Consider the following 25,608-nt stretch of genomic DNA (forward strand, 5'->3'; position numbering starts at 1 on the left):
ATCTATACTTTTTGTTCTTATTCTGATTTACACCGTTCCGGGCTCATGGTCCGGCCCCAGGGAGTCGTGAGTCCTGCCATGCTTGCGATCGGCAAAATTTGCTTTATCCAGATCAACAGAGGTGCTGTTCTGATCATCCTCCGCAGGATTAATTTTGCTCTGCTTATGTGTAGGGTTCTGACTTACATTCGACGGGTCAGTATTTCTTTTTGTCTGATTTTTATTTACTGGTTCCATAGCCATAGGTTTTGATACATATGGATAATGAACAAGCGGGGCGTTTTGTTTCAGGAAATGTCAATTTCTTAACCGAAGGCGAAGGGTGCTGACTGCGGTAAGCAGGAGGGCCGGAAGCTATCAGGATCTCACATAGTTATCAAGCAACAGGCACCTTACAAATCTCCTTCACCTTTCCAACAACAAAGTCCACCTCTTCTTTTGTATTGTACTTACTAAATGAAAAACGAACTGCGGGGCGGTCTGGGTTTGCCTGTATGCCATTAAGAACATGGGAACCGATATTGGTCCCCGAACTGCATGCACTTCCCCCTGAAGCAGAAATACCGGCAATATCAAGACTGAAAAGCAGCATCTCGGCCATATCCATTGCAGGGAATGAAACATTCAGCACAGTGTACAGGCTCTTCTCCGGCTCAGTCTCTCCATTGAAGGCAATTCCTGGGATATTCTCCTGGAGCTGCTCAATCATGTACGATTTCAAACCCTGTATGTATTGTTGATGCTGATCCATTTCCGCGTAAGCGATCTCAAGTGCCTTTGCTAAGCCCACAATGCCATACACGTTTTCGGTCCCGCCCCTCATATTCCGCTCCTGCGAGCCACCGAAGATCATCGGATTAATTTTAATTTTATGATTGATATACAGGAAACCAACACCTTTCGGTCCGTGAAGTTTATGCGCCGCGCACACCAGGAAGTGCACTTTGAGCTTGCTCAGATCGTGGACATAGTGTCCCATAGTCTGCACGGTGTCACAGTGGAAAATCGCATTATATTGCTCGCAAATTTCACCGACCGCCGCGATATCTGTAATAGTTCCTAACTCATTATTGGCATGCATCAGTGAAACGAAACTCCGGTCCGCTGATTTCAGCAATTCCTCCAAATGGGCGAGATCTACATTGCCCTTTTTGTCGATGTTTACATAGCTCAGCTTAATTACCCCACTCTTTTCAAGTGATTGCAGCGTGTGCACAACTGCATGATGCTCTATCGCAGAAGTAATTGCGTGCTTAATCCCATGGTCAATAATTCCGCTACGAATGGCCATATTATCAGCTTCGGTACCACCCGACGTAAAGAAAAATTCAGCAGGCGAAGCATGAAGTAGTCCCGAAACGGTTTTTCGGGCCTTTTCTATGATAGTACGCACTTCCCTCCCATGTGCATGAATAGATGATGGATTGCCGTACTGGGTCTCCATCACTTCATACATCGCCTTCAAAACATCCTTATCTACCGGGGTTGTGGCAGCATTATCAAAGTATACACGCATTGGTATGAATTAACTAAGTCTAAGTATCTCCTGGATATCAGAAATTATCTTCTGAGCAAGGTTGTTGGCTACGGTTTCCGAATCACCTTCAGAATAGATCCGAATGATTGGTTCTGTATTTGACCGTCTGAGATGAACCCATTGCTTGTCAAATTCAATCTTTAATCCATCTATTGTGCTGTATGGCTGATTATTATAGCGCTTCTCCACTTCTTTCAGCAAGGCATCGATATCCATTTCCGGAGTGAGCGCAATCTTATTCTTCGAGATAAAATAAGCTGGATAACCAGAACGCAAAACAGATACGGTTTTGCCGCTTTTAGCAAGATGGGTTAGAAACAAGGCAATTCCAACCAAAGCGTCTCTGCCATAATGCGATTCCGGGTAAATTACCCCGCCATTACCTTCGCCGCCGATAATGGCATTGGTTTCCTTCATCTTATTAACCACGTTCACCTCACCTACTGCAGCAGCATGATAAACACCCTTATTGTGCTCCGTAACATCGCGTAAGGCACGTGTGGATGATAAGTTAGACACCGTATTCCCTGGTGTGTTTTGAAGCACATAGTCAGCTACAGCAACAAGGGTATATTCTTCACCGAACATCGTTCCATCCTCAGATACAAAGCATAAGCGATCCACATCCGGGTCAACCGCAATACCCAGATCGGCATTTTTGGCAACAACCTCTTTTGAGAGAGCTACCAGGTTTTCAGGAAGTGGCTCCGGGTTGTGCGGGAATTGACCATCCGGTTCGCAGTAAAGTTCATAAATTGTTTCCACACCCAGGGCGCGAAGCAGGGCTGGAACAAAAATCCCGCCTGATGAATTAACACAATCTATGGCTATCTTAAAATTTGCCTTTTTGATTAGCTCAGCATCGACCAGTGGTAATGCCAAAACTTTATCAATATGCCTTTGCAGGTAACCGTCATCGTAAGTAACCTTGCCCAGCGCATTCACTTCAGCGTATTCAATTCCTGGCTCTTCAGCCATAGTAAGAACCAGCTGACCGTCTGCGTCGGTAATAAATTCACCTTTGTCGTTCAGGAGCTTTAACGCATTCCATTGTTTAGGGTTATGGCTTGCTGTTAAAATGATGCCCCCGCCGGCATTTTCATCCGGAACAGCAACTTCAACAGTAGGGGTGGTTGAAAGGCCGATATCAACCACATCAATGCCGATACTCTGCAAGGTACCCACCACCAGGTTCCTCACCATTTCACCCGAGATACGGGCATCCCGGCCGATAACGATCTTGTTCTTGCCGGTTTTTTGAACAACCCAACGTCCGTAAGCTGCCGTAAACTTGATTATATCGGGCGGAGTTAAGCCATCGCCGGCTATGCCTCCTATTGTACCCCTTATTCCTGATATTGATTTGATTAAAGTCATGAAGGGCAAAAATAACAATTCCATTCTATACCCATACTGTAAAACACTAAATGTCTATCTTTGAATCTAAATCCAGAAATCGTATATGCCTAAAAAGTGGTTTCAAAACTGGTTCAACTCTCCCTATTATCATATCTTATATCACCAGAGAAATGATGAGGAAGCTGAATTTTTTATTGACAACCTCTGCGCGTATTTAAAGCCAGGAACAGATTCCCGACTTTTAGACATCGCATGCGGCCGCGGCAGGCACGCTGTTTACCTCAATAAAAAGGGTTATGACGTAACCGGTATCGACCTCTCCTTTTCCAGTATCCGTTTTGCACAACAGTTTGAAAATGAGAAGCTGCATTTCTACGTGCATGACATGCGATACCTTTTCTACATCAATTATTTCGATATCGCGTTTAACCTTTTTACCAGTTTCGGATATTTCGAAACTGAAAAAGATCATGTAAATGCCTTAAAAACATTCCGGAAATCCCTTAAGAAGGATGGCATCCTGGTACTGGATTACTTCAATACCGAGAAGATACTGCGTAACCTCACCCAGCAGGAAGTAAAGCATGTTGATGGAATCGACTTCTATATCAGCAAAAAAGTTGCTGCAGGTAAAATAATCAAGAGTATATCATTTGAACATAAGAATAAAGATTTCTCCTTTAAAGAAGAAGTAAAAGCGTTTACCTTTGCCGACTTTCAAACGATGTTTGAGAAAAGCGGGTTCAAGATCCTTAATCATTTTGGAGACCATTCACTGAATGCTTTTGATGAAACCCGATCCGATCGCCTAATTTTTATATGCAGCAAAGCCGATGCTTGAACAAATTAATCAGCTGGATCAGAATATCTTCTTCTTCATCAACAACGGCCTTTCAAATCCTTTCTTTGACTGGCTAATGCCTTATTTGCGCAACAGGTATTTCTGGACTCCGCTGTACCTGTTCATGGCCGTATTCTTTGTCAGGAATTATAGCAAACAAGGCTGGCTCATCCTGTTGTTTATGGGCCTGACATTTGGATTCACCGACTATTTCTCTTCTTCTATCCTCAAACCATCATTCGAACGACTCCGGCCATGCAATGACCCGTCGATCAAGGCTGAAGTTAACAACCTGATCCCTTGCGGCACAGGGTTCAGTCTCCCATCGTCCCACGCCGCGAACCATTTTGCACTGGCTTTCTTCCTGATCACTATTTTCTATAGTCGCTGGAAAGCTATTCTCCCGCTTGCTGTCCTCTGGGCTTTTTCGATATCCTTTGCACAGGTTTATGTGGGGGTGCATTATCCATTCGACGTAACAGCGGGCGGTATAATCGGCGGAATGATCGGCTATGTCTTCGCAATACTATTACTTAATACAAAAGGCTTTAAAGAATGGAAATCTGGGAACTAATTCTATTGTTTAGCAGCGCTTTCCTGGGCGGGCTAAGTGTGTTCTTTTTCAAAAGCGAGAATACAAACAGGCTAAAACTGGTTTTATCATTCAGCGGAGCTTACCTTTTTGCTATAACTGTCTTGCACCTGATGCCGGACGTGTATAGCAGTGGTGAGGCTCAAATCGGGCTTTTCATCCTGGGCGGCTTCCTGCTGCAAATACTGATGGAGCAGTTCTCCGAAGGTATTGAGCATGGGCACATCCATAAACACAATCATGAACATTATGTATTCCCTTTGGGGATAATGCTTAGTCTCTGCCTGCACGCCTTTCTGGAAGGGATGCCACTTGCGCAGGGGCAGCATACCGAACTCGTTTACGGAATTGCCCTTCATCATATTCCCGCAGCCTTTGCCCTTGGCAGTGTCCTGCTGCATGCCCATCAGCCGAAAGGAAAAACGATAGCCATGCTGGTACTATTTGCCCTCATGAGCCCGCTCGGCTACCTATTAAGTGTCAGAATTGGCGAAGGAACTTTTGGTAATATCGATATGTATTTTGGAAGCATTATGGGTGTTGTCATCGGAATCTTCCTGCACATCTCAACAACGATACTTTTTGAATCAAGCGTCGATCATAAGTTCAATCTGAAGAAGTTTGTTGCGGTTTTACTGGGTGTTGGGATTGCTTTAGTAGGGTATTTTATGCACTAAGTTGTACGTTTTACGTTATACGTTATACGTCTTGGCGGATATTGCACAGCGTTTAGAAAACGTATGACGTATCACTTACAAACGTATTACGTACAACTTTAAAGAGCGTTTAGAAAACGTACAACGTAAAACGTACGACGTATAACTCCCCTTACCCTCGCATTCTATCCAACAACCCACTCAACACTCCCGCCTCTTCATCACTAATATTCCCGCCTAATATATCCTTCGACGAAAGCTCGCTATCCAGCTTCTTTAAAATGTCCAGTCCGGTCTGACTGATACGGATGTCGACAGCGCGCCGGTCCTTGTCATTGACGCAGCGCTGTACCAGGTCTTTTTGTACCAGACGCTCGACAATTCGGGAAGCATCGGACATTTTATCGAGCATACGTTCCTTAAGCAGGTTTATGGTTGCCGGCTTTGGACTTTGCCCGCGCAGGATCCTCAGAATATTGTACTGCTGCAAAGTGATCTTATGTTTATTGAGCTTCCGCTTCAGCAAATTCGTGATCCATCCATAGGTATAGATCAGGTTCACAATCGCCTTCTGATGATTGTCTTCAAACTTATTGCTGAATATTTCTTTTTCTATTTCCATATGTTAATGGTCACTTTTCAGGTGACTTAGCTTCCTTTTCCTGACCGTATTTCCACGGACAGTGCCTGCATTTATTCTTACAGCAATATCCTCTTTTCAAATGATATTTTTCAGTAAAAACAAGATTTCCGTGCTCATCAAGATAATAATCTACATTCTCAATCAACATGCGTTCAACAATTTAACGGGTATTTGGTTTATGAAATGCTCACGAAGATATTTGCCATTGCCGTGCAGGGTCCATACCTCCTTTGGTTTAACCTGACCCATCATATAAAGAATATCGTTCCAGTCAACATGGTCCGATATTAAAAGCTCCAGGCCATTATTTACCTGCAAGCGCTTCCATCCCGATGCAAAAGCCCTGACCACATTCTTCGCACGGATATAACTGTCAAATGTTAGTGGCGGCACAATATAAACGAGATTTTGCCCCGCTTGCTTCATCGACTTACGAGTGTAGAGCTCATATTTACCGGGATGATAACCGAATGACTCATATATCTTATTGAGCGGAAGAATAGAATGGTGCACCAGCACTGAACGCTGCGGACAATGTTCCGTTATGAGACTGATCAGTCTTTGGGCTTTGCCAAGGGAATATGATCCCAGAAGAACGTTGTGATTAAAGTCGTTTAACTTCCGGATTTCTTCGCCGGCATCAGGATGCTGAACGGCGGGATCCGCAAAGGTAGTTTCGGTGATCAGTACATCTGCGGGGACAAACTCCATTTTTTCGCAGGTTGGGTCATCCTGAAGCTTATAATCTCCGGTATACAGGTACCTCACATTTTCGTACTCCATCAACACCTGGGCGGAACCAATAATATGACCGGCCGGAATGAAAGTGATCTTCACCCCTCCCAGCACAAATGGCGTATTAAAGGAATAATTAATAAAATCATTGCCCGCGTTCTTCTGATAACGATGGCGCATAATAGCCTCGGTAGGCGCCGTGCAATAAACGGTATCGTTACCCTTAACAGCGTGATCCCCGTGGGCATGAGAGATAACAGCATGTGTGACTGGTTTTACCGGATCAAGGTAGAACTTACCGGTCCTGCAATATAAGCCGTTCTCATTCAACACCAGGAAATCGTCAATGATCATCAGATAGACTTAAAAAATGCTGATGAAGTTCCAGTACCTGCGGAATCAAAAGCAGATCTTCATCATTTATAATAATATGATCGGCCAGCTTCTCTTTCTTTTCATCAGAGAACTGCCTGTTCATTCTCAATCGTACTTCTTCTGCTGTTATATTATCCCGTGCAATAATGCGGGCAATTCTTAATGCTTCGGGGGATTTCACCAGGATGGAGCGATCACACATTTTATAGGACTCGCTTTCAAACAGCAGCGCAGCTTCCTTTAAAACATAGGGCACATTACTCTGCAGGGCCACCCACGTATCAAATGTCCTGAACACGGCCGGATGGACAAGCGCGTTTAGCCTCGCAAGCTGCTCGGCATCGTTGAAAACGATCGAAGAAATATGCTTCCGGTTCAGCTCGCCGGTCTCGAAATACGACTCCTGGCCGAAACCTTTAATGATATCCTGGCGGAGCAAGGCATCCGAATGCATCACCGACTTTGCTGCATTATCCGCATAAAAAACAGGAATGCCCAATACCTCAAAAATCCGGCATATGGTGGTCTTGCCGCTTCCTATTCCACCAGTTATACCTATCTTCAACATTACTTCTGAATAATAAAATCTACCGCCTGGGGCTCTATACTGATCAGCCTGCAAAAATCTGGAAATTTGGCAATCTTCAAGGGCAGCTGATTGTAGGATTTCTGCGTCCAGTTATCCAGGTCGACAACCACTTCAAAATAATCACGGTCTATTTTAGAATAATTGCTCAGCGCCGTCATGAACCTGATTTTCGCCTTTTCAGGAAGTAATTTAACATCCTGGTAATTCCGGTTATTCTGCACTTTGATCGTGACCTCAACCATCTTCTCTGTAAATTCCTCAACCGGGATCTTCACATCTGCATATGAAGGATATATGTTAATATTCGCCATCGAAGGATGCTTAAATGCCAGCTTTGAGCTGATGCTTCGGGAAATATTCTTGGCTGTCAGCGTATCAGTTTTCCACACGGTGATTTTGGAAAGGTCTTCCTTAGGACCAGTAACCGTAACATATGAAGGATTTATTTTGACATCATCTGATATTCCGTATTGCTTTACAAACTTGATATCGCTAACCAGTTCCACCGGAACCTTCTTAATCGCTCGCGACGAGAAATCAAAATAAAGGGTATCCGGCTGCACATAGACAATCTTTTGCGTGGAGCTGAACTGCCGGTTTATATACCCTAACTGGTCAGATAAATTGATAAAAGTTTGCTTATTGAGGTCCTTGAGGTCAATATCAACCGACCGGGGATTAATACGCATTTTCGAGAACAACAATTGCCATCCGGTCCCCTCTATCTGTAGTTTTACAGTATCCGACTGCAGGGAATGAAAAGCCTTGTTCTGCGGAAAATTGACAAATCGAACCACTGTACGCGCCTGATACACGTAGCTGTTGGATAATGCAAAAAACAGCCATGCCCCCAGGGCAACCGCCAGGCAAATAAAGAATAATGAAATTCGCCGCCGCTCGCTTTGGCTGAATTTAATAAAGGGCATACCAGATTTATATCCTCAAATTTAGTCAAATAAAAACGCCGCCTCAAAATGAAGCGGCGCCATTCAATATTTATGAGCCTGACTATTTAACAGAAGGCGTATTTAATGCCCGAGATGCTTCCAAAGAAATTGACGACTTCTCAAAGCGAATTTTCGTTCCGCCGTCTACATCAATCAAAAAAGTAGTGTCGTTCATATCTACGATCTTGCCATGAATTCCGGAAGTCGTGATAACCTTATCCCCTTTTTTTAATTCTTCAACATATTTTTTATGATCTTTTGCCTTTTTCATTTGTGGTCTTATCATAAAGAAATAAAATACCACAATGATGAGGATCATTGGTAAAAATTGCCCGACTTGTTGCATAGTATAATTGTCTAAATAAAAATATAATTACTTGGCTGTGGTGGCATTAACCACGTTCCCTAAAATATTAAGCTGGGTAATTTCAGGTACAGTGTTAGCAGTTATCGTGATCACCTTATTTTGCATGCCTAATTTACCTGAACTATCAAATACTACGCGGATTACACCTTCTGCACCCGGAGCAACCGGCTCCTTCGGATAATCCGGAACGGTACATCCGCAAGTCGCTGTTGCGCTGGTAATGATCAGCGGGCTTTTGCCTGTATTACTGAATTTAAAGTCATAAGACACTTTTTCACCATCAGTGATCTGGCCAAAATCGTACGACTCCTTTACGAATTTAAAAACCGGAGCATCTGCAGGGGCAGTTTCTGTTGTTGCTGCTGTGGTTACGGCTGGTGTTTCTGTTGTTGCTGCGGTTTGCTTTTCCTGATTGCTGCATGATGCCAATACGGCCACGCAAGCCAGGGATAAAATGATCTTCTTCATGTTTAATTTATTCTATAAGTCCTCTGCCAACCTTTCGAACTTTTCCTTTTGCTTTGAGATCGGCTAAAATTTTATCTAAAATACCGTTTATAAACGAATTACTTTTCGGGGTACTAAATTCTTTTGCTATTTCAATGTATTCGTTCATCGTTACCTTTACCGGAACGGACGAAAAGTGAACCAGTTCAACAATGGCCATACGCATCAGGAGGATATCCATCACCGCAATCCGCTCAGCTTCCCAGTTTTTTGTCTTTTGTGAAATCAGCTCCTGATATTCATTCTCAAAGGCTATTACCTTATGGAACAGGTCGACAATGAAGGGCCGGTCTTCATCCCAGTTCGGACAGGTTTGAGCCAGTTCGTTCTGTGAAGGATCCTCACTTGAAAAATTCTTGAATGTTTTAGCAACCAGCGCCTGCAGCACGTCCTTATCTACCGGCCAGTTGATGAATTTTTCTTCAAAGACCTGCTCAATTCCCGGCGACTTAAGGATCAGCTTCTTAAAGATGTATTTGATTACATCCTTGTCGGATTTAATGGTATGCTCCGGCAGCGCCATAAAATCTTTGTATTCAGCGCTGGTTTTCAGGCTGGAAAATATCGACTTTGCGATTTCCGGATCGAAATCCCAGGATATCTTATACTTCTTAACAGCCGCGATATATTCCTGATTCTGCTGTAGCGAGGCAATGAAAAGATTGTTCTTTAGCATATCGCTTGCATTCAGATCATCCTCAGATGGTAAATGCTTGTTCGCTCGCTCCTCCACATCAATAACACTGTAATCAGCTACTTCAATCAGCAAAGAAAGCAACCATACGTACATTTCATATACCTTATCCACACTTTGAAGCAAAGCCTTTTCAAAAGGCTTCACATCTTTCACTTCCGACTGCTGGTAGGAATATAATACCTGTAACGCTTTCACCCGCAGGTGCCTTCTATTTAACATGTATAAGAACGATTTATTAATTTGGCCTGATTACCAGGCAGCTTTTATTTTTCTAATATCCTCAATCCGCTTTTCAGCGATCTTATTCGCCGCTTCGTTGGTGGGGATATTATCTTCTTTTGATTTCTTTAGTACTCTTCGCGTCGCCTCGTAAATATTCTCAGCCATCTGGAGCGTCTTCTTTTTATTGAACCCAGCTATTTCCGAATAACAATTGATCAAACCGCCGGCATTGATCAGGTAATCCGGAGCATATAAAATACCTTTTTCAAGCAGCATCCTACCATGAACCTCCTCATCCGCCAGCTGATTATTTGCCGATCCTGCGATAATGGAACATTTCAGCCTGTTAATAGTTTCAGTATTTACCGTTGCACCAAGTGCACATGGTGAATAAATATCGATATCCAGATCAAAGAGTTTGTTTGTCGATATCGCCTCAGCGCCATATTTCTGCGCTACCTGCCCCAGTCGCTCCTCGTTAATATCGCTGATGTAAACCTTAGCATTCTCATTCCTCAGCAAACCAACCAGGATCTCTCCCACATGCCCGATACCCTGCACGGCAACCGATTTCCCTGCCAGGCTATCATTACCGAAAAACTCCTTTACCGAAGCCTTAATTCCCATAAATACCCCGCGGGCAGTTACCGGTGAAGGATCTCCGCTGCCTCCTATGGATTCAGGAATACCCGTAACATATTTCGTTTCCATCCGGATGTATTCCATGTCTTTCGGACTGGTACCTACATCCTCAGCCGTTATAAATGAGCCGTTGAGGTTTTCAATAAAACGTCCAAACCTGCGCATCAAAGCCTCACTTTTCTGAAGCCTGCTGTCGCCGATAATAACTGCTTTACCCCCGCCAAGGTTTAAGCCGGTAATGGCTGCCTTGTAAGTCATGCTCCGCGATAGACGCAAAACATCGTTCAATGCCTCTGTTTCAGTTTTATAAGCGAACATCCTCGTCCCACCCAATGCAGGCCCAAGTGTTGTATCATGTATGGCAATAATCGCTTTCAGTCCCGTGCCCGGATCACTGCAATAAACGATTTTCTGATGCCCTGATTGTTCAAGCTTACTAAAGACGGATTGTTCATCAAACTGAGATAACGCCATACGGATTGCTTGCTTTATGGGACAAAAGTAGTAAAAATTCCATATTAAGGTGGGACAAGAGAATTTAGGTGGCCACATGTGCATCATTTTTTTTCATTCGACCGCCTTCGGAGTCGGGAGGACGGTTATATGTGATGGCTATAAACATACGACCACCTTCGGGTCTTGCGGGTTTTTAAATGTTCGGTCAGGCGGGAAGCAATGGCTAACGTATAGGTTCCTCCCTTCGGCAGGCCGACAAGCAAGCAATGAAGAATATATAGGTTCCTCCCTTCGGTCGGAATGACGAACCCCGTGTTTAAAAGAGAGATTTCTCCTCGCAGCACGTATCCCCTAAATTTATTGAGACGGGTCGCTCGTCGAAATACGGCTCCAACGTTAATTTTAGGGCATTTCGACGAGCCAGCACACATCAATTTTATCTTTAAAAGTCACAGCGAGGAGAAATCTCTTATTTCTAAACCAGACATCGTCATTCCGACCGAAGGGAGGAACCTCTTCTAATGCGGAGCGAAGCAACCACAATCTCACAAATTCTCTCTAATTTTGCTTAACAATCACAATGAAGGATCTCGCCTACCTTAATAAGTTTTTCTACAAGTATCGCTGGAGGTTTATTCCTGGGATCCTTTTCGTGATAATTTCCAATATTTTCGGCGTACTTCCTGCGCAGGTAATTCAAATTTCGTTCGACCTCGTCAGCGAAAATATTACCGTTTACAGGCTGTTCAGCGGTTTCGACCGCCAGGATGTGATCAACGAAATTTTTGGTTACACCCTCATGCTCTTTGGCGCCATTGTGTTGATGCTTGCCTTGCTGCGCGGGATATTCCTTTTCTTTATGCGGCAGACCATCATACTGATGTCCCGGCATATTGAATACGATCTCAAGAACGAGATCTATAACCACTACCAAAAGCTTTCCATGGCCTTCTACCGACGGAATAATACCGGCGATTTGATGAACCGTGTCACAGAAGATGTCAGCCGGGTGCGCATGTACCTCGGCCCGGCAATCATGTATACCATTAATACTGTGGTACTTTTTATCATGATTGTGGCCTTCATGTTTAGCGTCAACGCCAAACTGGCGCTGTACTCCCTTCTTCCTTTACCTCTCCTTGCTATCACTATTTACTTTGTGAACACGATGATCAACAACCGCAGCGAGAAGATCCAGGAGCAGCTGTCAGCACTATCCAACTTTGTACAGGAAACCTTTTCTGGAATACGGGTAATTAAGGCCTATGTCCGCGAAGACGATGTCCGCGAAAAGTTTGATGTGGAAAGCGAAAATTACAAATCCCAGTCGATGGCTCTCGTACAAGTACAGGCATTATTTTTTCCCTTGATATTACTGCTCGTCGGACTAAGCACCATCATCACAGTTTATATTGGCGGCATCGAAGTCATGAACGGTACCATCAGTTCGGGTAACATCGCCGAGTTTATTGTTTACGTCAACCAATTGACTTTTCCTGTGATGTCGCTGGGCTGGGTAACTTCACTCATCCAAAGGGCTGCAGCATCCCAGAAGCGGATCAATGAATTCCTGCATACCAAACCAGAAATTACCTCGCCGCGCTCTCAAGCGGCAGCGATCAGCGGACATATTGAATTTAAAAATGTCAGTTTTACCTATCCCGATACTGGAATACAGGCCATCAAGAACATATCCTTTGAAGTCAAACCCGGGGAATTTGTCGCAATCATTGGACGCACAGGCTCGGGGAAGTCAACCATCGCCAACCTGCTCATGCGCATGTACGATACCGATAGCGGCGAGATTCTTATCGACGGCAAACCGCTGCGGGAACTTGACCTGAACAGTTTCCGCCAACAGATCGGCTTTGTTCCGCAGGAAGTATTCCTTTTCTCCGACAGTATTAAGAATAATATTGCCTTCGGCATCTCCGCCCCGGATCAGGAAACAATAGAAGCCGCTGCGAAAAATGCCGCTGTGTACCAGAATATCGTGGAGTTCGAAAAAGGATTTGAAACCCTGATCGGTGAAAGGGGAATTACTTTGTCTGGCGGACAGAAACAACGCCTGTCTATTGCCAGGGCCATTATCAAAGAACCTCAGATCCTTGTTTTTGATGATTGTCTTTCAGCTGTAGATACCCGCACCGAAGAGCAGATCCTTAATAACCTCGGGCGCGTAATGAAAAATAAGACCAGTATACTCATCGCCCACCGCGTTTCTACCATTAAGAACGCCGACAAGATCCTAGTCATCGAAGGTGGTGAGATCATGGAACAAGGCAGTCACCGGTCGCTGATGTCAAAAAAAGGCATCTACTTCGAGCTCTACGAAAAGCAGCTGCTGGAGGAACAGGTGGTTTAGGGTTTAGGCATTAGGTGCGTGCGTACCTAACGCCTAAGGCCTGATACCTCAAACCCTAATACCTAAAGCCTAATCCCTAATCCTCCCCCTATCAAAAAAAAATCAATTTGTTACTTTGCGAATATCTATTATATTTACCCCAACATAAAAAATAAACAATGGGAGATTTCGACAACAAAGAAAGAGAAGAGGTTTTTTCAAAAAAGGTAAGAGCGGGGAAGCGCACCTATTTTTTCGATGTTAAAGCTACACGCTCAAACGACTATTATGTTACTGTAACAGAAAGTAAAAAACGTTTAGAAGACGGAGTATTTATTAAACACAAGATCTTCCTTTACAAAGAAGACTTCGAAAAATTCGCTGAGGGCTTGAAAGAAACCATTGATTATATCAAAGCAAATCAGGAAGTTGTTGAAAAACGTTACGAATATTCAGATCATCACCCTGAAACCGCGAAAATAGAAGACGACTTCTCCTTCGAGGTATAAGACATTTAACAAACTATATACTGAGCTGTCCACTAACATGGATGGCTTTTTTATTGCCCAAAACTCAGGCGTATTTAAAAAGATCGGAATTGATTTCTATCTTTGCGGGAAATTAGGCGTTAGGTCTTAGGCAATAGGTCCAACCTAAGCGCTTAAACCTAATACTCAATAAGCATAAGGCATTAGGTGCTAGGTAATAGGCTATAAGTGGACCTAACGCCTAAAGCCTAAAGCCCAACAAGTAATCAACTTTCAGTCACTTTCAACTTTCAACTCTCAACTCAAATATGGCATTACAGTGCGGAATAGTTGGCCTCCCAAACGTAGGCAAATCAACATTGTTTAATTGTTTATCAAATGCGAAAGCGCAGGCGGCGAATTTCCCGTTCTGTACCATCGAACCAAATATAGGTGTAATCACTGTCCCTGATCCGCGTTTAACCAAGCTGGCTGAACTCGTTCAACCGCAAAAGGTTCAACCGAATACAATCGAGATCGTTGATATAGCTGGACTGGTAAAAGGTGCGAGCAAGGGTGAAGGACTAGGGAACCAGTTCCTTGGAAATATCCGTGCAACCAGCGCAATCATTCATGTTTTGCGTTGTTTTGATGATGATAACGTGATACATGTGGATGGCTCTGTTGATCCGATCCGCGATAAGGAAATCATTGATACCGAGCTGCAGCTGAAAGACCTTGATGCCATCATTAAAAGGATTCAGAAGGTTGAGAAGATGGCTAAGACCGGCAGCGATAAAGATGCAAAGAAGACCTTCGAGGTATGTACCATTGTAAAGGCTCACCTGGAGTCTGGCAAATCGGTACGCACCGCTCCTATCAGTCCTGAAGACCGCGAATTTATCGCAGACCTCTGGCTCCTCACTGAAAAACCGGTGCTGTATGTTTGTAATGTAGACGAAAAGTCTGTTGTTTCCGGCAATAGCTATGTAGACAAAGTGCGCGAAGCGGTGAAAGAAGAAAATGCTGAAGTGCTTGTCATCTCAGCACAGATCGAGGCTGAAATTGCTTCTCTTGATAGCTATGAAGAACGTCAGATGTTCCTCGAGGACCTTGGCTTAACCGAATCGGGTGTTACCAAGCTCATCCGTGCTGCTTACAAGCTATTAAACCTTGCAACTTACTTCACAGCAGGTGTTCAGGAGGTGCGGGCATGGACAATCACTCAGGGATTTACTGCACCACAGGCAGCCGGAGTGATCCACTCCGACTTTGAAAAAGGCTTCATCCGCGCTGAAGTAATTAAGTACGATGATTTTGTGAACCTCGGATCGGAAGCAGCCTGTAAGGAAGCTGGTAAACTAGGCGTGGAAGGCAAAACCTACATCGTGCAGGACGGAGATATTATGCATTTCAGGTTTAATGTCTAGGTAAAGCATTTCTTTCGCCTTTCCTTCTTTTTTCCTAAGTTTGCACACCAAATAACCGCACCCTTAGTTCAACGGATAGAATTTTGGTTTCCGGTACCAAAGATAGGGGTTCGAATCCCTTAGGGTGCACAAAAGAAAAGCCCTCCTGAAAAATCGGGAGGGCTTTTTTTGGAGGTCAGAAGTCGGAGGTCGGAAGTATGAGGTCTGAGGTCTGACTGGATTTCCGACAAGGTTTAAACGCAGAGGGCGCAAAGGTTAACGCGGAGAACGCTGATTAAAATGCACAGCGAATTAAAACCACAGAGGACGAGTTTTTCGCAGAGAACGCAAAGTGCGACCCGTGATAACATTGATTCCCCGATATGCCTCTTCGATCTTTGCGCGTACTCTGCGCTAAAGTTATCACAGCGTTTAGTCTCCGACTTCAGACCTCCGACTTCAGTCTCAATTCCCTACATCATCAATAAACGCCGTCCACTGAATAGAGGTATTAGCCTGCTCAAGAATGATCGCATCAACCGTGACATTAATTGCGTCAACCACGTTATTGCCAGTGCTGACAGGAGTACCGCCGAAGTTGTTCAGGTTCCATGCATAGCGGTGCCATGCTCCGTCGTTGATGACGGCGATGGCCGGAGACTGTAAAGTGCCGTCACTATCGTCTATCCATACCCGAACAGTTGCTCCCGGACGTGCAGTACTGGTTTTAAGCCAGAAATAAACGATGCCATTTTTTGCTGTGGCGATATTGTTTGCCGGAGTTCCGTCGCCGGAAAGCAAACGTACCTTCCAGGGGGTGGTGATTGAAGTATTGTCGTTAAGAGTTGCTTTAAGGGTGCCTGTGCCGCCATGCGCAGAACCGGTAGCCTGCGCAAGTGTCGAGGTAGTCGCCAGTCCTACTGTAGTGCCGCTATAGGTAGGGGCACGTGTAAAACGACCCACACCACTTTCAAAGCCATCAAATATCCCGACCGGGTTATTCCCGATACCTAGCGCAGTTTTGGCAGCCTGCAACAGATTGGTACCGCCATTCGAATCCTGGAACAATTCCCAAATCATTACCCCATTACCTACGCTTTTCGCCAGGTTTGATTTGTTGGTAATGGTTGTCGTTCCATTGTATCCATAAGGAAAGCCATTATACGTGAAGTAATCTCCGCTGGTACTCGCACCCGCAGCTACCAGGTCTTTGTAGGTAGCCGATGCTGAAGTCGCATTGCTTCTTCCGTAAGCCGGAAATCCCAATATTACTTTCTCTTTAGGCATCGCCCGCGTAGTAGCCCAGTAGTTTAAACTGGCAACCGCCATATTATACGAGGCATGCTGGTTAGGCTCTGCCGGATCCCAGCCGAGGCCATCATAGCTCATGATATTAAAGAAATCGGCATACCCGAATACCTCTGTGCGGATCGCATCACGCACAGCACCCGCATAAACACCCGCAGTAAGGGCTGCGCTCAGGTATTTACCCTGTGCATGAAGTGCTGTCGATAACTCCTGCATGAGAGCCGAATAAGTCAGGTCGGTTCCGTCGGTGGTCCGCGGAAATTCCCAGTCCATATCCAGCCCGTCGAGGTTATTCGTTGTCACAAAGTTCACCAGGTTTGTCACCAGTGTGCTCCGCGTACCAGCATTTGCACAGGCAAGTTTCAGGTTGGCGGCTCCTGCGACAGAGATCCCCACTTTCACACCGTTCGCACGGGCTGTAGCAATTACACTGTTAAAATAGGCCGGGTTAGGCAGGGCCTGGAGCGTGCCATCGGCATTCGGACTAAGAAAAGCATAATACAGGTGAGTGATGAGCTGGTATTTACTTGCTGCCACGCCTGCCGGATCGCGGTAGGAAGGAAAGTAAGCAACAATCTTCATGTTGTTATCGCCAAGCGCGGAAATCTTGGTTTCTGTGCTTTGGCTTTTGGATCCGGCCTCAAGGATCGGTTCAGCCGGGGTAAAGTCTTTCTGACAGGACGAGATGATGAGCAGACACAGTATGCCATAGGTAATGTTTTTTAGTTTCATGTTTGAGTAGGTGGTTTAGTTTAATTCGTTTAACATTCTTGCAAATTCATGCAGAGAAGCGCGTTAATTTCGTGGTTCCTTGGGTTCAACTCATAGGCCGGGGTTTAAGGTTTAACTGGAAATAACTGATAGATAAATAAATATACAATGAACGCAGGGGAAATTCCTATAGGTGCGGGAATAAAAAAACAGCAGGTTGTTGCAGGGAGCTTTCATTTCCTTGGAGTATCTGATCAATTTCAATAATTCCCGCTAAATCCATAATTTTGATTTTTGCTCAATACGATTTCACCTTTTGACAACTCTGATTAAAGAACAGGAGGCCATGCTGGCCATTATTAAAAACCTGCCCGGAAATTACCTGATCTTATTACCCAATACACCGCATTACACCATAGCTGAAGTAAGTGCAGCTTATAATGTCGCAACGTATAGCAGAAGAGAAGATTTGATCGGAGTGAGTGTATTCGAAGCCTTTCCTGACGATCCAAACGATCCTGCTGCTGATGGGGTATTGAATTTATCCAATTCGTTCGCGGAAGTTCTCGAGACCAAAAGAAATCATGAGATGCCGGTTCAACGTTACCCAGTTCCCGCTGCAGGGCGTGATAGTTTTATCGAAAAGTTCTGGGTTCCTGTGAACACACCCGTTATCGTAAATGATCAGGTTCTGTACATTATACATTCGGTAACCGATGTTACCCAAAGTAAACAGCTAAAATCCCGGGAGGAATACTTTAAGGCTTTGGCTGATGAATCTCCTTTTATGATCTGGCGGAGTGCGGGACCTTCCTGCATTTACGTAAACAGGGCTTGGATTGAAACTACAGGAATTAGTTTCGAGAATAGCCTCGGCTCAGGATACTTTAATGCTTTTCACCCTGAAGATGCCGCCTTGCAGAAATCCTTATTAAAGCAGGCCGTAAATAATAATGAATCGTATGAAAGCACTTTCAGGATTCTGGATCACAAAGGCGATATAAGATGGGTATTTATGCGGGCATCGCCTAGCCAGGTACACGGTGCTACCGTTGAGTATATCGGCAGCATGATTGATGTAACCACTCAGGAACTTGCTGCCCAACGCATTCGTGAAAGTGAAAAACAATTCAGACAGCTGGCCGATTCTATCATTCAGATGATCTGGGTAACGGACGCCGAAGGGATGCACGAATACTATAACCAGCGATGGTACGATTTCACTGGCACTACTCACGAAGAAACTGAGGGTGAGGGATGGAATCATGTATTTCATCCTGATGATCGGGAAAGAGCATGGAAGGTATGGCGACATTCCCTGCAAACAGGAACACCCTACGAGATCGAATATCGCCTGCGGAAGTATACTGGTGAGTATATATGGGTACTTGGCAGGGCTGCACCTTATTTTGACAATGACGGTAACATCATTAAATGGTTTGGCACATGCACTGACATAAATGAGCAGAAGATCTTACAACAACAAAAAGATGAGTTTATCAATATTGCCAGCCATGAATTGAAGACCCCTTTAACGGGATTGAGTGCTAATATTCAATTCATGGAAAAGATGCTTCATAAACGTCAGGACCCAGATCCGCTTTTTGTCAAACTTGTGGGTGCGTCATACACCAATGTGCGCAAATTAAATAAACTCGTAGATGAACTGCTCAACGCGAACAGCATCGGAACAGGTGAACTCGCAGTTAAAAAGGATTGGTTTGAACTGATCGGTCTGATCAGTGAGGCAATAGCCTATCTCAATACCGGGGAAATCGCAATCAGGCAGACCGGTTTAAAGGCTATAGATGTCCATGCCGACGCAGGTAAGATTGAACAAGTTGTGGTGAACTATGTAAATAACGCCCTCAAATATGCCAGTGAGTCTGAATTCATTGAGATCAATGTCAGCGAGTCAGACAAAGATGTAAAAGTAAGTGTAATAGATCGCGGTAAAGGTATAGCCGAAGAAAAACTGAAATATTTGTTTGACCGATATTACCAGGTGGAAAGCAAGTCAGAACGCTACTCGGGAATGGGTTTAGGCCTTTATATCTGTGCGAGTATCATTAATAATCATGGAGGCAAGATTGGTGTCGAAAGCACATTAAGCAAAGGCAGTACGTTCTGGTTCACCATCCCAAAAGACGAACGGTAGCTAATTTTTTGAGGTAATATATTTCGCAGTGATCAGTAAAAGTAATGTTCGGTCGGCTTTTGCTTCATCATAATTCTCTTTGATCAGCTGCTTGATCTGTTTGTTTTTCAATTTAACAGAAGCCATCTCCAGGACTTGAAACGAGGCCATCTCTACGCTCTCAATATTCTGCATATAGAATGCTATGGCCAGGTCACGGAGCTCAGGATTCTTACTGTGCTGTTTGATATCGCTGAAAGCATCATTAACCAGACCTACAAGGCCGTTGCAGTTGCCTTTTGCTGGTTCAACATCCAGAATCGCATAGATGATATCCATCCTGGCAATCTGCTTTTCTACATCATGAAAGGTTTCAAAAATAGCATCACGGAGGTCTGAAAAATGAATTTCATCGGCAATGATTGGAAGATTCGCCACCAGATGAGTTTTGGCGGCATAAATCTTATCTAAATTATTAATAAAGTAAGCACGTAATTTCTCAGGTCCAAGGTTGATTTTTCCTGACTTGCGTTCATTTGATCGTTCTTCCATTAGCAGCGGCAAAATCCAAATATATTATTTATGACGTAAAAACATCATATCCTATTGGAACCCTTAAGTTAAGCATTTTTGCACCTGTTTCACCATCTCATATATGTCAAATGGTTTTCTGATAAAGAAATCTGCACCGCACTCATTAGCCAGAATGTCCAGATTGGATTCGGCAGATACCAAAACTACGGGATATCTGTTGTCAGGGTATTGAGCTTTAATTTCCGCGCAGATTTCGTCCCCTCTTTTAGGAGAACCTTCAATACGGACGTCAAGTAAAATGACATCGGGATGGATGATGTGTATTTGGCTTGCGGCGTCGCTCGTATTGGAAACAACAACGTCATAACCCTCATCGCGGAATATCATATCAAGAATATCCAAGATGTCATCATCGTCATCAATGATGAGTATCCTTTTCTTCATAAAGTATGTTACGCAATTTCCGTTCCGCTATTACATATAAACATGAACTGTTATGCATTATTTGATTGGAAAGCCTTAATCACAACTTAAGTCGGATACCAGATCTTATGAAATGACCATTTTAAGTAAGCCGTTCCTAAGCACTTAATGGTTTGCTTAAATTTTTCTTAACGGTATCGATGAGAATATCAATGTCGTATGGCTTTTCCAGAAAATCATCCGCACCTGCAGCAAGCGCAATTTCCTTCCCGTCGCGACTCGCCGATATCACAACAATAGGCGTATGATTTATTTTAATGTTTAGCCGTAAGCTTTTAATCACCTGATCGCCTGACATACCGGGCATCCAAAGATCGATGAGCAAAATATCAGGTTTTTGTTCTTCAATCAATTTCTCCACTTTCAGACTGTCAATCACTGCCGTAACCTCAAAGCCTGCATCTTCCAGGATCATTTGTGTAATGTCGAGAATCTCCTGTTCATCGTCACAAACCAATATTTTTGCGCTCATCTATTTCTTTTTAATGGGTATTGTGAAATTAAATACGGACCCTTTCCCCTCCTCACTTTCCACCCAGAGTGTCCCTTTATGCTCCTTAATAATCTGACTACTGACATACAGTCCAATTCCCACACCGGGAAATTTTTCAGTGATCTGCTCAGCCCGGTAAAATCGCTCAAATATCCGCTTATGATCACGCTGGTGGATACCCACTCCCGAGTCGGTAATGGCAACTTTTACATAATCCGAAACCCTGCTGATATGGATCTTAACTTCATCAGCAGAGGGCGAATACTTGACAGCGTTATTCAGCAGGTTGATAAGAACTTGCTCTAATCGACCATAGTCTCCAGCAATCTCAGTATTGCTGCTGCCTGTTATATTTAGTTTGTGAGTCTGGGTGGCGGCCTGCACCCCACTCACAGCTTCAGTTACGAGGTCATCGAACTGGAAATCGGTAAAGTGAAATTCAATTTTGCCAGACTGTATTTTAGAGACATCCAATAGATCATCGATGAGCCGTTCAAGGCGCTCAATCGACTTGGCCGCCTTGGTAAAACCCACCATATATTCCGAATCGTTATTTCGCTGCGCCTTACGTTCAAGCAATTGGATGTTGCCCTTAATACTTGTGAGTGGAGTTTTCATCTCATGACTTGCAATACTGATGAAGTCCTCTTTTCGCTGCTCGATCTCCCTTCTTTCAGTAATATCCTCAATCGCCAGTAGAATCCTTTCCTGATATTTTCCTTTTAGCATAACCTGCCGGGCATTAAGGACTAATAATTTCCTTCCGATCCTGGGAAATTCATTTTCCAGTTCAAAGCCCTCGAAAGGATTATTATGTGGCAGAATTTTAAGCAGCAGATCCTTTAGCTCCGGAATATCCCACTGACCGTTATCGCCAATTGAAAACAAAACCTGCCCAATGATTTCCTTGCTCTTTAATTTAAAAAACTTGCAAAAATGTTCGTTAACACTCAACACTTTCATTTCTTTGTCAAGCACCACCAGACTCTCCCGGATAGTTTCAATGATACTAGCCTGATATGCTTCGCTCAGCTCCAGATCGCGTGTACGTTCCACAACCCGCTCTTCCAAATATTCCTTTTCTTTAGCGAGCTCGGTTTCAGCAGCTTTACGACGGCTAACATCATTCTGTATACCGATAAAATGAGTGATCTGCCCCTCGTTATTTGTTACTGGCGAAATCATCAGTTCATTCCAGATCATCTCCCCGTTCTTTTTATAATTGCGGATTTCTACCTGGCAATTTTTCCCGTTTTCTATTGCCTCGCGAATTTCAGAACGGGCATCCTGATCACGGTCCCCACTTTGCAGAAAGCGGCAATTATGTCCAATGATCTCATCCCTATCATATCCGGTTAACTGTTCGAAAGCACGGTTACAATAAATGATTGGCTGATCAGGAAGTAAGTTGTCTGTAATAACAACACCATTGCTTGAAGCATCAAGGGCCGCTTCAAATAGCCTTGATTCGGAGTGACTTGGATTCGGCAGCTGGTCTTGAGAGTCGCGCATCGTAACTGGAGAAAGTGATATTTAGGGAGGAACAACAATCCATATCTTTTGTTCCGGACAATTTATTTTAATTTAAATAATTTCACATGTGGGCTGATCATATCAAGCAATCGGATCAGACTATTTAACTCAGTCTAGTCCGGTTCCTTCTCCTTCGGTATTTCCCGTTTCAGATAGTTCATTACCGGCGTGGCCGTCATCCCGTGAATTAGAACCGAGATGAGTATGGTAAATGCCACAATCGCCCATAGTTCCTCCTCGTTACCGAAAAAGGCCTCCTGAAATGCGAAGGCCAGGTAAAACACCGACCCCATTCCACGGATACCAAAGAATGAGATCGCCAGCTTCTCCTTCACGTGTACATCCGATCCTGCCAGGCTCAGGAGAGCTGCACCTGGTCGGATGAGGAAAAGGAAAATAAAAGTAAACAGACACATCTGCCAGGTAAGCGGAGCGAGTATTCCGCCCACCAGTGCACCACCAAATAGAATCAGCAGCATAGCCACCAATAAGCGTTCAGTCTGATCAGCAAAGGAATGAAGCTCATCGTGGTAATCATGTTTTTTATCAAAATGCCGTAAGGTGATTGAACTAATAAACACAGCGACAAACCCATACACATGAAGCAATTCAGACACACCATACACCATTAAGGTCAGTGAAATTGCCAGGAAACCATCCCTCGTTTTCAGAGCTGGGAATTTTGCAGAAACCTTAAATACCAGGTACCCTACCACCCTACCGAAAATATAGCCCACTGCGATGGCTGCTATAATTTTGTATATAAGGTGATACCCAAACCATGACAAAAGATTACCCTGTTCAATATCGCCCAGCCTGCTTACTGCAAATAAAATAGCTAGCCAGGTAAAGGGAAAAGCCATGCCATCATTCAGCCCCGCCTCCGCGGTCAGTGAAAACCTGGTTTCAGATTTAATTCGCTCGTTCGGGGGACCGACCTGCACATCCGACGCTAAAACAGGATCAGTTGGTGCTAGTGCCGCTCCTAAAAGCAAAGCGGAACCAATGTTTAGGCTCAATAATGTGTAGCCGAGCAAAGCTGCAAAAGCAATGCAGATGATCATGGCAACAAAAATGAGCCGTAAGGGTGATGACCAGTTTTTCAATGAAAACGACCGGTCGATTTTAATGCCGGTGCCCATCAATGCAACTATTACAACTAATTCCGTCAGACGGATCGTGAGCTGACCATTAGTCATCACATCAGGTTTAGGAAGCAAGTTTGGAAAGAGTAAATAAATAATCACTCCGGCAGCCAGATAAATGATTGAGTAAGATATTCCTGTTATTCTGGAAATGGCAGGCATCCATGCCATGCCGAATGCGGCCAGACCCACGAGGGATAATAACAGGAAATATTCATTCATCGACCATCCATTGCAAGTACTATACCATAATAAATTCGCCTATTGAGAGAATAGTAAGTGATTAAGCGACAAGTTGCACAACCGTCGATCCTTTCACTGCCTGATGTACTGTTTCAAACCAGCCATCCAGTCATCCAAACAAAAAAAGAGTGATCTTCCGACCACTCTTTTTCAGTTTGTTAACCACTAACAAATAAAATTTACTTTTTCAGATAAGCTTCAACAGCCTCCCGGGTATTTCCTACTGCCTGTATTGCTTCTCTGATCTGCTCCCGCGAAACTCCATGCTTCTGAGCAACATAATCTAATTCATAATCTGAATTCCCGTCAATCTGTGCCCTATCGCGGCCATCCTGAACATTTTTATCGTCTGCCATTTTTGTTTGGTTTTAGTTTAGTACATGTAATGGCAACATCGTTCAGGCGGGGATTGTTTGAAGAATTATTGTAAAGAGTTTTCCCTGGTTTGATCCCGGGTCCTCAGAGGGAACGAAGGTCGTGGAGGTCCTTCCTCACATGAAATCATAACCTCATTTCCCAATCACCTTTTTCACCTCCTCACCAATAGCCTCCGCTAACCTCATAAATCCCACATCTGTTAAGTGAGTCCCATCAATCGTGGCCTCATGATCATTGCCAATCAGGTCTTTTGAAAAAATATAATGGAGGTTCTTATCACTATCTCCCATGGCCCGCTGATAAGCATTCCGGAATTCCATATTTTGCTGCGTGGTTCGCGCTCCTATCTGCGAATCCCAGTTACCCGTCTCCCGGAAAATACTCTCAACCATAATTATCGGTGTATTGGGTCTCAGCGTACGTAGCTTCTTAACGAATCCGTATGCCCGGTCTTTGATCATTTGCGGCGAGGGGTTTGCTACGCAGTCCAGGATATAAACGTCAGCTGGAATCTTTGCCAAAACATCAACAATCTCTGTTTCCATGGTTCCGCTTCCGCTGAAACCCAGATTGATCACTTCAATATTCTGACTTCTGGCCATAATAGACGGGTAAGCCATTCCCGGGCGTGATGCAGATGCTCCCTGGGTAATGCTCGAGCCGTAGATGACTACCCGTTTCTGGTTGGCTGGAGGAGCAGACTTGTTAATAGTGGCATTAGTGGGCACTCCTACCCCCACCTCACTGATCTCAGTATACAAGGGTAGGTAGAGGCGGTAATCACGCATCTGACCATCGAGGTTTTTAACCAGCACGGCCGAGTTATTAAGTCCTGTAGGGCGGGCAGATGCTACGTACGACCATTTCCCATCTTTCAAGCCGTACAAGTCAAGACCATTTACAGCCAGTGGTGTCATGTTCCACTGATCAAGCCAGCGAGCCAGGCGCCACTGCAGGCTTATGGTCTTCGCATCAGTAGTAAAGGAGATACTCAGCCCAGCGGAATTCGTGGCAAGCTCTTTTACACGCGGGATGAGCAACTTCCTGTCAGAGGAATCCAGCCTGTGGTAATTTTGATTCGAGTTAAAGGCTCTCCCACTCAGTTTAAGTTCGTGACCGTCAACGAATTTTAATGCGAGAGAATCCTGCGCAAAAGAAGCTGAAGCTGCTTGAAACATGAATAGCATCAGGCTGATATAATTTTTCATAATGTATAAGGTTGAATGTATGTTGCGGGAAGCTCCATAACAGAGCCTCC

Annotated in this window: 27 protein-coding genes and 1 tRNA gene; 8 read left to right on the forward strand and 20 right to left on the reverse strand. The window is 44.2% G+C overall.

Annotation, left to right across the window (positions count from 1 at the left end; all coding sequences use genetic code 11):
- Nucleotides 1–27: 27 nt before the first annotated feature.
- From B5X60_RS05430 to glmM, 3 genes are all read right to left on the reverse strand, one after another.
- Nucleotides 28–237, reverse strand: a complete 210-nt coding sequence (locus tag B5X60_RS05430) for a hypothetical protein (RefSeq protein ID WP_139377366.1) — start codon at nucleotides 235–237, stop codon at nucleotides 28–30.
- Nucleotides 238–376: 139 nt separating this feature from the next.
- The gene (locus B5X60_RS05435) at nucleotides 377–1,516 is read right to left on the reverse strand and encodes a cysteine desulfurase family protein (RefSeq protein WP_079701597.1); all 1,140 of its coding nucleotides are present in this window, start codon (nucleotides 1,514–1,516) and stop codon (nucleotides 377–379) included.
- Between the two features lie 9 nt (nucleotides 1,517–1,525).
- A complete protein-coding gene (glmM, locus tag B5X60_RS05440; RefSeq protein WP_079701598.1) occupies nucleotides 1,526–2,914 on the reverse strand; it encodes a phosphoglucosamine mutase in 1,389 nt (462 codons plus the stop codon).
- Nucleotides 2,915–2,999: 85 nt separating this feature from the next.
- Here glmM and B5X60_RS05445 point away from each other — a divergent pair, with 85 nt between their 5' ends.
- The 3 genes from B5X60_RS05445 to B5X60_RS05455 are packed head-to-tail and all read left to right on the forward strand — an operon-like array spanning nucleotide 3,000 to nucleotide 5,006.
- The gene (locus B5X60_RS05445) at nucleotides 3,000–3,737 is read left to right on the forward strand and encodes a class I SAM-dependent methyltransferase (protein WP_079701599.1); all 738 of its coding nucleotides are present in this window, start codon (nucleotides 3,000–3,002) and stop codon (nucleotides 3,735–3,737) included.
- The gene (locus B5X60_RS05450; RefSeq protein WP_079701600.1) at nucleotides 3,730–4,311 is read left to right on the forward strand and encodes a phosphatase PAP2 family protein; all 582 of its coding nucleotides are present in this window, start codon (nucleotides 3,730–3,732) and stop codon (nucleotides 4,309–4,311) included. The genes B5X60_RS05445 and B5X60_RS05450 overlap by 8 nt, the downstream gene beginning before the upstream one ends.
- The gene (locus B5X60_RS05455) at nucleotides 4,293–5,006 is read left to right on the forward strand and encodes a ZIP family metal transporter (protein WP_079701601.1); all 714 of its coding nucleotides are present in this window, start codon (nucleotides 4,293–4,295) and stop codon (nucleotides 5,004–5,006) included. Before B5X60_RS05450 ends, B5X60_RS05455 begins: the two co-directional genes overlap by 19 nt.
- 151 nt (nucleotides 5,007–5,157) lie before the next feature.
- Here B5X60_RS05455 and B5X60_RS05460 read toward each other — a convergent pair whose 3' ends face one another.
- The 9 genes from B5X60_RS05460 to B5X60_RS05495 all read right to left on the reverse strand — a co-directional run bounded on the left by B5X60_RS05460 (nucleotide 5,158) and on the right by B5X60_RS05495 (nucleotide 11,183).
- Nucleotides 5,158–5,607 carry a MarR family winged helix-turn-helix transcriptional regulator gene (locus B5X60_RS05460; protein WP_079701602.1) on the reverse strand — a complete coding sequence of 150 codons (450 nt, stop codon included), beginning with the start codon at nucleotides 5,605–5,607 and terminating at the stop codon, nucleotides 5,158–5,160.
- A gap of 10 nt (nucleotides 5,608–5,617) precedes the next feature.
- Nucleotides 5,618–5,776 carry a DUF5522 domain-containing protein gene (locus tag B5X60_RS18225; protein ID WP_170878385.1) on the reverse strand — a complete coding sequence of 53 codons (159 nt, stop codon included), beginning with the start codon at nucleotides 5,774–5,776 and terminating at the stop codon, nucleotides 5,618–5,620.
- Nucleotides 5,770–6,717, reverse strand: a complete 948-nt coding sequence (locus B5X60_RS05465) for an MBL fold metallo-hydrolase (RefSeq protein WP_079701603.1) — start codon at nucleotides 6,715–6,717, stop codon at nucleotides 5,770–5,772. Before B5X60_RS05465 ends, B5X60_RS18225 begins: the two co-directional genes overlap by 7 nt.
- Nucleotides 6,707–7,306 carry a dephospho-CoA kinase gene (gene coaE, locus B5X60_RS05470; protein ID WP_079701604.1) on the reverse strand — a complete coding sequence of 200 codons (600 nt, stop codon included), beginning with the start codon at nucleotides 7,304–7,306 and terminating at the stop codon, nucleotides 6,707–6,709. Before coaE ends, B5X60_RS05465 begins: the two co-directional genes overlap by 11 nt.
- On the reverse strand, nucleotides 7,306–8,253 hold the full coding sequence (locus tag B5X60_RS05475) for a CdaR family protein (RefSeq protein WP_079701605.1): 948 nt from the start codon (nucleotides 8,251–8,253) through the stop codon (nucleotides 7,306–7,308). The genes coaE and B5X60_RS05475 overlap by 1 nt, the downstream gene beginning before the upstream one ends.
- A gap of 82 nt (nucleotides 8,254–8,335) precedes the next feature.
- The gene (gene yajC, locus B5X60_RS05480; protein ID WP_079701606.1) at nucleotides 8,336–8,620 is read right to left on the reverse strand and encodes a preprotein translocase subunit YajC; all 285 of its coding nucleotides are present in this window, start codon (nucleotides 8,618–8,620) and stop codon (nucleotides 8,336–8,338) included.
- Nucleotides 8,621–8,647: 27 nt separating this feature from the next.
- On the reverse strand, nucleotides 8,648–9,109 hold the full coding sequence (locus B5X60_RS05485) for a DUF1573 domain-containing protein (protein ID WP_079701607.1): 462 nt from the start codon (nucleotides 9,107–9,109) through the stop codon (nucleotides 8,648–8,650).
- A gap of 7 nt (nucleotides 9,110–9,116) precedes the next feature.
- Complete coding sequence (nusB, locus tag B5X60_RS05490; RefSeq protein ID WP_079701608.1) at nucleotides 9,117–10,064, reverse strand: transcription antitermination factor NusB; 948 nt, start codon at nucleotides 10,062–10,064, stop codon at nucleotides 9,117–9,119.
- 30 nt (nucleotides 10,065–10,094) lie between these two features.
- Nucleotides 10,095–11,183: a Glu/Leu/Phe/Val family dehydrogenase gene (locus B5X60_RS05495; RefSeq protein ID WP_079701609.1), complete on the reverse strand. Its 1,089-nt coding sequence runs from the start codon at nucleotides 11,181–11,183 to the stop codon at nucleotides 10,095–10,097.
- A gap of 562 nt (nucleotides 11,184–11,745) precedes the next feature.
- On the opposite strand from B5X60_RS05495, the gene B5X60_RS05500 reads away from it, so the two are divergent.
- The 4 genes from B5X60_RS05500 to B5X60_RS05515 all read left to right on the forward strand — a co-directional run bounded on the left by B5X60_RS05500 (nucleotide 11,746) and on the right by B5X60_RS05515 (nucleotide 15,535).
- Entirely contained in the window at nucleotides 11,746–13,530 is a 1,785-nt protein-coding gene (locus tag B5X60_RS05500; protein ID WP_079701610.1) for an ABC transporter ATP-binding protein, read from the forward strand.
- Nucleotides 13,531–13,688: 158 nt separating this feature from the next.
- On the forward strand, nucleotides 13,689–14,018 hold the full coding sequence (locus tag B5X60_RS05505; protein ID WP_079701611.1) for a DUF3276 family protein: 330 nt from the start codon (nucleotides 13,689–13,691) through the stop codon (nucleotides 14,016–14,018).
- Between the two features lie 287 nt (nucleotides 14,019–14,305).
- On the forward strand, nucleotides 14,306–15,406 hold the full coding sequence (gene ychF, locus B5X60_RS05510; RefSeq protein ID WP_079701612.1) for a redox-regulated ATPase YchF: 1,101 nt from the start codon (nucleotides 14,306–14,308) through the stop codon (nucleotides 15,404–15,406).
- 57 nt (nucleotides 15,407–15,463) lie between these two features.
- Nucleotides 15,464–15,535, forward strand: a tRNA-Arg gene (locus B5X60_RS05515).
- Between the two features lie 315 nt (nucleotides 15,536–15,850).
- Here the strand turns inward: B5X60_RS05515 and B5X60_RS05520 are convergent.
- On the reverse strand, nucleotides 15,851–17,425 hold the full coding sequence (locus B5X60_RS05520; protein WP_079701613.1) for a glycosyl hydrolase family 18 protein: 1,575 nt from the start codon (nucleotides 17,423–17,425) through the stop codon (nucleotides 15,851–15,853).
- 295 nt (nucleotides 17,426–17,720) lie between these two features.
- Here B5X60_RS05520 and B5X60_RS05525 point away from each other — a divergent pair, with 295 nt between their 5' ends.
- A complete protein-coding gene (locus B5X60_RS05525) occupies nucleotides 17,721–19,562 on the forward strand; it encodes a PAS domain-containing sensor histidine kinase (protein ID WP_079701614.1) in 1,842 nt (613 codons plus the stop codon).
- Here B5X60_RS05525 and B5X60_RS05530 read toward each other — a convergent pair whose 3' ends face one another.
- The 7 genes from B5X60_RS05530 to B5X60_RS05560 all read right to left on the reverse strand — a co-directional run bounded on the left by B5X60_RS05530 (nucleotide 19,563) and on the right by B5X60_RS05560 (nucleotide 25,558).
- Entirely contained in the window at nucleotides 19,563–20,093 is a 531-nt protein-coding gene (locus B5X60_RS05530) for a DUF892 family protein (RefSeq protein WP_079701615.1), read from the reverse strand. It lies immediately after the preceding gene.
- A 63-nt stretch (nucleotides 20,094–20,156) separates the two neighbouring features.
- A complete protein-coding gene (locus B5X60_RS05535) occupies nucleotides 20,157–20,519 on the reverse strand; it encodes a response regulator (protein WP_079701616.1) in 363 nt (120 codons plus the stop codon).
- 136 nt (nucleotides 20,520–20,655) lie between these two features.
- Entirely contained in the window at nucleotides 20,656–21,030 is a 375-nt protein-coding gene (locus tag B5X60_RS05540; RefSeq protein WP_079701617.1) for a response regulator, read from the reverse strand.
- On the reverse strand, nucleotides 21,031–22,563 hold the full coding sequence (locus B5X60_RS05545; protein WP_079701618.1) for a sensor histidine kinase: 1,533 nt from the start codon (nucleotides 22,561–22,563) through the stop codon (nucleotides 21,031–21,033). It abuts the gene before it with no gap.
- 134 nt (nucleotides 22,564–22,697) lie between these two features.
- Nucleotides 22,698–23,951, reverse strand: coding sequence for a cation:proton antiporter (locus B5X60_RS05550; RefSeq protein ID WP_079701619.1), 1,254 nt, complete (start codon nucleotides 23,949–23,951; stop codon nucleotides 22,698–22,700).
- Between the two features lie 200 nt (nucleotides 23,952–24,151).
- On the reverse strand, nucleotides 24,152–24,328 hold the full coding sequence (locus B5X60_RS05555) for a DUF3606 domain-containing protein (protein WP_079701620.1): 177 nt from the start codon (nucleotides 24,326–24,328) through the stop codon (nucleotides 24,152–24,154).
- 153 nt (nucleotides 24,329–24,481) lie between these two features.
- A complete protein-coding gene (locus B5X60_RS05560; RefSeq protein ID WP_079701621.1) occupies nucleotides 24,482–25,558 on the reverse strand; it encodes an SGNH/GDSL hydrolase family protein in 1,077 nt (358 codons plus the stop codon).
- Between the last annotated feature and the right edge of the window lie 50 nt (nucleotides 25,559–25,608).

Source organism: Daejeonella lutea, assembly GCF_900168015.1.
Classification (GTDB): Bacteria; Bacteroidota; Bacteroidia; order Sphingobacteriales; family Sphingobacteriaceae; genus Daejeonella; species Daejeonella lutea.